Source organism: Streptomyces sp. 15-116A (genome assembly GCF_025290915.1).
Classification (GTDB): domain Bacteria; phylum Actinomycetota; class Actinomycetes; order Streptomycetales; family Streptomycetaceae; genus Streptomyces.
The window spans coordinates 1-7,462 of sequence record NZ_JAOCQE010000294.1; the positions used below are offsets into that span (position 1 = coordinate 1).

General features: G+C 72.7%; 7 protein-coding genes. 5 read left to right on the top strand and 2 right to left on the bottom strand.

Annotated features, from left to right (window positions below):
- A partial coding sequence (locus N4P33_RS30080; RefSeq protein ID WP_260830103.1) for a substrate-binding domain-containing protein occupies positions 1-568 on the top strand: 568 nt, incomplete at its 5' end.
- Positions 569-581: 13 nt separating this feature from the next.
- On the opposite strand, the gene N4P33_RS30085 is transcribed toward N4P33_RS30080, so the two are convergent.
- Positions 582-2,504 (bottom strand): DUF2264 domain-containing protein, encoded by a 1,923-nt coding sequence (locus N4P33_RS30085; RefSeq protein ID WP_260830104.1) that lies wholly within the window; start codon positions 2,502-2,504, stop codon positions 582-584.
- Between the two features lie 184 nt (positions 2,505-2,688).
- Here N4P33_RS30085 and N4P33_RS30090 point away from each other — a divergent pair, with 184 nt between their 5' ends.
- The 4 genes from N4P33_RS30090 to N4P33_RS30105 all read left to right on the top strand — a co-directional run bounded on the left by N4P33_RS30090 (position 2,689) and on the right by N4P33_RS30105 (position 7,005).
- Positions 2,689-4,008: an ABC transporter substrate-binding protein gene (locus N4P33_RS30090; RefSeq protein ID WP_260830105.1), complete on the top strand. Its 1,320-nt coding sequence runs from the start codon at positions 2,689-2,691 to the stop codon at positions 4,006-4,008.
- Positions 4,008-5,036 (top strand): carbohydrate ABC transporter permease, encoded by a 1,029-nt coding sequence (locus N4P33_RS30095; protein ID WP_260830106.1) that lies wholly within the window; start codon positions 4,008-4,010, stop codon positions 5,034-5,036. The genes N4P33_RS30090 and N4P33_RS30095 overlap by 1 nt, the downstream gene beginning before the upstream one ends.
- The gene (locus N4P33_RS30100; RefSeq protein WP_260830107.1) at positions 5,033-5,923 is read left to right on the top strand and encodes a carbohydrate ABC transporter permease; all 891 of its coding nucleotides are present in this window, start codon (positions 5,033-5,035) and stop codon (positions 5,921-5,923) included. Before N4P33_RS30095 ends, N4P33_RS30100 begins: the two co-directional genes overlap by 4 nt.
- 101 nt (positions 5,924-6,024) lie before the next feature.
- Complete coding sequence (locus N4P33_RS30105; protein WP_260830108.1) at positions 6,025-7,005, top strand: hydroxyacid dehydrogenase; 981 nt, start codon at positions 6,025-6,027, stop codon at positions 7,003-7,005.
- 15 nt (positions 7,006-7,020) lie between these two features.
- On the opposite strand, the gene N4P33_RS30110 is transcribed toward N4P33_RS30105, so the two are convergent.
- On the bottom strand, positions 7,021-7,462 hold a 442-nt coding region (locus N4P33_RS30110; protein WP_399030369.1), incomplete at its 5' end, for a sortase domain-bontaining protein.

Sequence of the window (7,462 nt, forward strand, 5' to 3'; positions counted from 1 at the left end):
CCCCGCCGCGCGGCTGGACGCCGTCTGCTCCAACCACCGGCACGGCGTGCTGCTGGCCCTGCGCCATCTGGCCGGGCTCGGGCACGAGTCGGTGCTGCTCGCCGCGCGCTCCGACACGCGCACCGCGCACGAGGTCCGCGCGGGCTACGCGGACGGGGTGCGCCAACTCGGGCTGACCGACCTGCCGGTGATCGACGTGCCCAGCCCGGCCGGTGCCCGCTCCCCCGATGACGACGCGGAGCTGGCCGACCGGATCGCCGAGGCCGCCCGCTCGGGTGTGCGGGCGGTGCTGGTGCACAACGACCAGGACGCCATCCAGCTCCCGCCGCTGCTGCGCCCGCACGGGCTGACCGTGCCGGAGGACCTGGCGCTGATCTCGTACGACGACGTGTTCGCCGCGCTCTCGGAGCCGCCGCTGACCGCCGTGGCCCCGCCGAAGCGCGCGGTCGGCGCCGAGGCGCTGAACCTGCTGCTGCGGCGGCTCGACGAGGGCGACGCGCTGCCGGTGCACCAGGTGGAGCTGCTGCCGACGCTGAAGGTCCGCAAGTCCTGCGGGGGCACAGTCTGAGGCGGGCGCCTCGTCAGGCGGGCGTCTCGGTGACCTCCACTTTGCCGGGTGCGAGGGTCGCGCGGTGGGCCGTGCCGTCGGGCCAGGTGACGGTGACAGCCCAAAGGGCGGGCTGCTGTGGGGTGATGGTGACGTGGGGCTGCGTGGCCGGCTCCGGGGCGCCGGGGCCGTCGAGGCGGAGCGTGGCCGCGAAGAGGCAGGGGGCGTCGGTCGGCGTGGTGCCTCGCAGGATCGGGGCCGCCGCCCTCGGGCCGAAGGCGGTGGCCTCGCGGGAGTGCCGCACCTGAGCCTCCGTCAGCCCATGTACGGCTCCCGCCTGTGAGCGCAGTCCGTCATCCGTGACGGCCCGTGCGACGGGGCCGGAGTCCGTGTCGTGGATGGCCGTCCTGATCTCACCCTCGCCCGACACCGCCCAGCCGCCGTGCACCACCGGGGTCCCCGGCTCCGCTCCCGTGACCACGTGGAGGCGTAGTTCGTCGGCGCCGTGAGCGAGCGTCAGGGACGTGATGCGGGCGCTGGGCAACGGGCGGTGGGTGGAGGCGGCCCAGCCGGGGCCGGTGCCGAGGGGGGCGATGCGGCCGCGTTCGCTGATCTCGCCGTCGGTCTCCAGGCCGAAGTGGTTGTCCGGCAGGTCGGTCGTCGGGCCGGTCACGGTGGAGTGGGCGAGGGCCGCGTAGAGGGGGTTGTCGGGGAGCGTCTCGTCGCGGGGCTGGTCGTCGCTGCCGTGGTTGTGGAGGCGTACGGCTCCGTCGGCGGCCGTGGACTGGACGAGCCAGCCGGGGTGGGGCAACGCCCGCACGTGGTCGGCGCGTTCGGCCGGAGCGGGTTCCTCGGGCGCCGTCCAGGCGGGGTGGTCGGGCGGCAGGAGGAGGCCGAGGAAGCCGCAGGCGGACCAGTAGGGGGAGGCGGGGCCGGAGTAGGGCTGGACAAGGGGGGCGTACGGGCCGTGCCAGCCGAGGGTGAGCAGGCCGCGCTCGTCGAGGGCGCCCCGGTCGAGGAAGTAGCGCAGGGCGCCGGAGGCGATGCGGCGGGTCGTGCCCGGGGTGAGCGGGGTGCGGCCGGTGAGGGCGCCGGCCCAGAGAGCGGCGGCGGTGCCGAACCGGTAGGTCAGGGAGCGGCCCTGGTGGACGGGGGCGCCGTCGGCGCCGAAGGTGGCGGCGTAGCCGTCCAGGTGGGCGGCGAGCCGGTCGCCGTAGACGGCGAGGAGCGCCTGGTCGCCCGCGAGGTGGGCGTGCAGGACCGGGAGCAGGTGGAGGGCCCAGCCGTTGTAGTGGTCGAAGGCGCGGGGGCGGCCGTCGGTGTACCAGCCGTCGCCGAGGTACCACTGCTCGATCTTCGCCAGGCCCCGCTCGACGGCGGCGTGGGCGGCCTCGGTCTCGATGCCGGCCTCGGCGAGGAAACCGCCGACGGTCAGCGGGAACAGCGACCAGTTGTTGTCGTGGGGCTTGTGGCGGAGGGCCCCGGCGAGCCAGCGTCCGGCGCGTTCGCGGACGCCGTCGTCGAGCCGGTCCCACAGCCAGGGACGGGTCAGGCGCAGGCCCAGGGCGACGGTGGACGCCTCGACCATGGCCTGGCACCGGTCGGTGATCACGCCCCAGGAGGTCATGTCGCCGTCGGCGAGGTCGCGTTCGGTGGTGGGCGTGCGGGTGCCGGCGTCCAGGCCCTCGGCATAACGCTCCATCAGGCCGTGCGGGTCGGCACCGCCGGCGCCGGCCACACGAAGGGCGGCGAGCTGGAAGGTCCGGGCGTAGCCCTCCAGTCCGTCGGAGCGCCGGCCGGACCAGCTGGGGCGGGGTCCCGGCAGGTCGATGAGGGCGTGGCGGGGACCGGCGTAGGGGAGTACCGCGGCGAGCAGGGCGTCGGCCGCGGCCTCCCAGTGCGTCCTGGTCCAGCCGGTGTACGGGCTGAGGGTGCGGTCCTCGGGCGGCAGATGCATGGCGGGATCCTCCGGCTCAGCGATCGAACGATAGCAAGGACTGTATAGAAGCACCCACCTGATCAAGTGAGATCATTCGATCGAAAAGTCTTGACTTCGATCGGAGCGCGACTCAGGATGGCGGCAATTCAGCGTGCGGTGCCGGTGCGACTCCGGTGCCCGTGACTTCCCCTGGAGCCGCGCCATGCCTTCTCCCCGCTCGACCTACCTCGTCGCCGCGGCGACCGCGCTGTGCCTCGCCACGCTCTCCGCATGCGGCTCGGGCGACGACGCGGACGCGTCCGCCAAGGGCGACGGCGGCCCCGTCACCCTCACCTTCTGGGGCTGGGCCAAGGGCACCCAGGAGGTCGTGGACGCCTTCAACGCCTCCCAGAAGGACGTCCGCGTCACCTTCCAGGAGATCCCGTCCGGCAACGCCGGCGGCTACGCCAAGATCTCCAACGCGGTGAAGGCGGGCAACGCGCCCGACGTGTTCAACGTCGAGTACCCGCAGCTGCCGGACTTCGTCAGCCGCGGCGCGGTGCAGGACATCAGCGACCACGTCTCCGACGAGCTGAAGTCCCAGTACCTGCCGCAGGCCGTGCAGATGACCACCCTGGGCGGCTCCACCTGGGCGCTCCCGCTGGACGCCGCCCCGCAGACCTTCTACTACCGCAAGGACGTCTTCGAGAAGGCGAGGATCACCGCCCCGCCGAAGACCTGGGACGAGTTCCGCGACGCCGCGGAGAAGATCAAGAAGGCCGACCCCGAGGCCCGTATCGCCACGTTCTTCCCCGACGACCCGAGCACCTTCGAGGCGATGGCCTGGCAGGCCGGGGCGCAGTGGTTCAAGGCCGGCAAGGACTCCTGGAAGGTCGGCTTCCAGGACGCGGCCACCAACAGGACCGCCGACTTCTGGCAGCAGCTGATCGACGACGACCTGGTCGACGTCGCCCCGTCCTTCTCCCAGCAGTGGACCGCCTCCCTGCAGAAGGGCCGCACCGCCGGTTACCTGGGCGCCAGTTGGGGCGCCGGGGTGCTCGGCGGGACGCTGCCCGACCAGAGCGGCAAGTGGGCCGCCGCGCCGATGCCGACCTTCGACGGGAAGCCCGCGAGCGGCATGCTCGGCGGGACCACGTTCGCCGTGTCCAAGGACAGCGACAAGGCCGAGGCGGCGGTGAAGTTCGCGCGGTGGGCGACCACCACCGAGGCCGGCTTCAAGGCCCGTATCGCCTCCGGCACCTCCTCCGCCTACCCGGCCGCGCCCGCGCTGCTGCCGGTCGCCAAGGGCGCCTTCAAGAGCACCCTGTTCGGCGACCAGGACCTCTACGGCCTGTACGAGGACGCCGCGGCCTCGATCCGGGACGGCTGGACGTGGGGTCCGGTGATGGGCACCACCAACAACACCCTCAAGGACGCCTTCGCCGAGGTCCACAAGGGCGGCGACATCGCGACCGCCGTGCGGGACGCGGAGGCGGCGACCAAGAAGGAGCTGAACAACCGCGGGATCAAGGTGACCGGCTGATGGTCGCCCCCGCGCCGCACAAGGCAGCGCCGCCGGACGGCTCCCCGGCCGTCCCGGTGGTCCCCGGCTCACCGGGGGTCGCCTCCGCCGTATCGGCGAAAGCTGCCCGGCCCGTCCCCCGGCGGCGGGGGCGGCCGGGGGCGCCGGCCCTGCTTCTGCTCCCGTTCTTCGTCCTTTTCACCGCCTGCACGCTCATCCCCATCGGCAACGCGATCTACCTGAGCCTCTACAAGGAGAAGCGCTCCGGCCTCGGCTTCGGCGGGGTGGAGCGCGTGTTCAGCGGCCTCGGCAACTACACCGACGCCCTCGGCGACGCCGCGTTCCGCGACGGGTTCCTCAACCTCGCGCTGTACTGCCTGCTCTACATCCCGCTGATGCTGGCCCTGTCGCTGCTGCTGGCCCTGCTGCTCGACTCGGCGCTCGCCCGCGCCAAGCGGTTCTTCCAGCTGATGCTGTTCCTGCCGCACGCCGTGCCGGGCATCATCGCCGCCCTGATCTGGATGTACCTGTACACACCGGGGGTGAGCCCGGTGATCGGCGCGCTCGACTCCGCCGGGGTGCAGGCCGACCTGCTCGGCAACCCCGTGCCGGCGGTGGTCAACATCGCACTGTGGGAGTGGACCGGCTACAACCTCATCATCTTCTTCGCCGCGCTCCAGGCGATCCCCCGCGAGGTACTGGAGGCGTCCGTCGTCGACGGCGCGGGCCCGCTGCGAATCGCCACGAGCATCAAACTCCCGCTGATCCGGCCGTCGTTGGCGATGGTCGCCCTGTTCACCGTGATCGGCTCGCTGCAGCTGTTCACCGAACCGATGATCCTGCACGGCGCGGCCCCCGGCGTCGTCACCACCTGGACTCCCAACATGTACGCCTACACCGCGGCCTTCGAACGCAACGACTACGGCCTGGCAGCGGCCGCCTCCGTGCTGCTCGCGCTGGCCGCCGCCGCGCTGTCGTTCCTGGTCACCCGGTTCTCCGGGGGCCGTTCGGCCGGCCGTTCCGCGTCGGCGAAGGGAGCCGGGGCATGAGCGTCACCGCACCCGCACGGCCGCGTTCCGCGCTGGACACCGGGCACCGGCTCCCCTGGTCGCTGTCGAAGGCCGCCGTCAACGGCGTCCTCCTCCTGGCCACGCTCTACATGGTCCTGCCGCTGCTGTGGCTGCTCACCGCCGCGGCCAAGAACACCGGCGATCTGCTGGGCGGCCGCACCCTGACGCCCGAACGCTGGAACCTGGGCCAGAACCTCGCCGACCTGGCCGCCACCGGAGACGGGGTGTACTTCCGCTGGTACCTCAACTCCCTGCTCTACGCCGGGGTCGGCGCCGCGCTGTGCGCGTTCCTCTGCGTCGCCGCCGGATACGCCTTCCACGTGTACCGCTTCCCCGGCAAGGAGAAGCTGTTCGGCCTCGTCCTGCTGGGCGTCCTGGTGCCGACGACCGCGCTCGCGCTGCCGATGTACCTCCTCGCCTCCAAGGTGGGCATCGTCAACAGCTTCTGGGCGGTCTTCCTGCCCTCGCTGGTCAATCCCTTCGGCGTCTACCTCGCCCGGGTGTTCTGCGGCGGCTACGTCCCCGGCGAGGTGCTGGAGGCGGCGCGGATGGACGGCGCCGGCGAGCTGCGGACCTTCTGGTCGATCGGGCTGCGGATGGTGATGCCGGGCTTCGTGACGATCTTCCTGTTCCAGTTCACCGCGATCTGGAACAACTTCTTCCTGCCGCTGGTGATGCTGTCCGACACCAAGCTGTTCCCGGTGAGCCTCGGGCTGTACTCCTGGAACACTCAGACCCGTGCGTTCCCCGAGTACTACCCCCTGGTGGTGACCGGCTCGCTGCTCGCGGTGATCCCGCTGGTCGTCGCCTTCATCGGACTCCAGCGCTTCTGGAAGGCGGGCATGACCGCCGGGGCCGTCAAATAGCCCCACCGCCTTGTGACCGTCGTCCCTCCGCGCATCCTTCCCGGGAGTAGCCCGTGCACCACCCCCTTTCCGTCGTCCGCCGCCCGCGGGCCCTGCTCGCCATGCACAGCGACCTGGCGGGCCGGCTGATCGACGACGCCACGATGCGCCGTCTGACCGCGCTCGCCGACCTCGACCCCGCCCTCGTCGTCGACGACTTCACTGCGCCCGCGGCGGAGCAGGCGCTCGGCGAGACCGAGGTCATCGTCAGCTGCTGGGGCTGCCCGCCCCTGACGCAGGACGTCCTCGACCGCGCGCCCCGGCTCCGGGCCGTCATCCACGCCGCCGGTTCCGTCAAGCACCACATCACCGGCGCCTGCTGGCGCCGCGGCATCGAGGTCACCTCCGCGGCCTGGGCCAACGCCCTGCCGGTCGCCGAGTACACGGTCGCCTTCGTGTTCCTCGCGGGCAAGGACGTGCTGCGCATCCGCGACGACTACCGCGCCCGGCGCGCCGCCCACGACTGGCAGTCCGCGTACGCCGGTACCGGCAACTACCGGCGGACCGTGGGCATCGTCGGCGCCTCCCGGATCGGGCGCCGCGTCCTGGAGCTGCTGCGCCCGCACGATCTCGAACTGCTGCTGCACGACCCGTATCTGCTGCCCGGCGAGGCCGAGCGGCTGGGCACGACGGCCGTCGGGCTCGACGAACTGTGCGCGCGCAGCGACGTCGTGAGCGTGCACGCACCCGAACTGCCCTCGACGCGCCATCTGTTGAGCCGGGAGCGGCTGGCGCTGATGCGTGACGGAGCCACGCTGATCAACACCTCCCGGGGCTCGCTGATCGACCAGCAGGCGCTCACCGAGGAGCTGGTGTCGGGCAGGCTGGCCGCCGTCCTCGACGTGACGGTGCCGGAGGTGCTGCCGCCCGACTCGCCGCTCTACGACCTGCCCAACGTGCTGCTGACCCCGCACATCGCCGGATCGATGGGCAACGAACTGCACCGCATGGCGGCGGCCGCCGCGGACGAACTGGAGCGGTACGCCACGGGGCGGCCGTTCGCCCACCCCGTCTCGGCGGCGGAGTGGGAGCGCTCGGCCTGAGCGCCCCGGCTCCGGTCACCTCGTCGTCGCTGTCAGGTACGCCGAGACGATCGCTTCGGCGGTGCAGGGGGCGCTCGCCCTGCCGGGGGCTTCCGCGCAGGTGACGAGGCGCAGTTCCGCCCGCTCGTCGGGGCGTGGCCGGTGCACCTGGAGGGCGTCGGCGTCGGACCGGTCGCGGTCGAGCTTCTGGACGGCCTCCACCGTGAACTCGGCGACCTGGGCGTTCTCGCGGAGCACGCGGAGCTTCTGGCCGGGCTCGAGCGTGCCGGCCGCCGCGGGCCCGGTCATCAGCGCCGTGCCGGACTCGCCCGGTGTCACGCCGTTCGCGTACCAGGAGACGGCGCCCGGCCGGTCGGAAGGGGGCGGAGCAAGCGTGCCCCGCGCGTCCGGCTCGCGGGCCACGACCGGCGCCCGCATGCCGAGGCCGGGGATGTCCAGGCGCCGCGGCAGGGCCTCG

Bases quoted from the DNA above. Each gene is read 5' to 3' on its own strand.
- N4P33_RS30085 (WP_260830104.1), bottom strand. From the start codon at position 2,504: ATGCATCTGCCGCCCGAGGACCGCACCCTCAGCCCGTACACCGGCTGG.
- N4P33_RS30090 (WP_260830105.1), top strand. From the start codon at position 2,689: ATGCCTTCTCCCCGCTCGACCTACCTCGTCGCCGCGGCGACCGCGCTG.
- N4P33_RS30095 (WP_260830106.1), top strand. From the start codon at position 4,008: ATGGTCGCCCCCGCGCCGCACAAGGCAGCGCCGCCGGACGGCTCCCCG.
- N4P33_RS30100 (WP_260830107.1), top strand. From the start codon at position 5,033: ATGAGCGTCACCGCACCCGCACGGCCGCGTTCCGCGCTGGACACCGGG.
- N4P33_RS30105 (WP_260830108.1), top strand. From the start codon at position 6,025: ATGCACAGCGACCTGGCGGGCCGGCTGATCGACGACGCCACGATGCGC.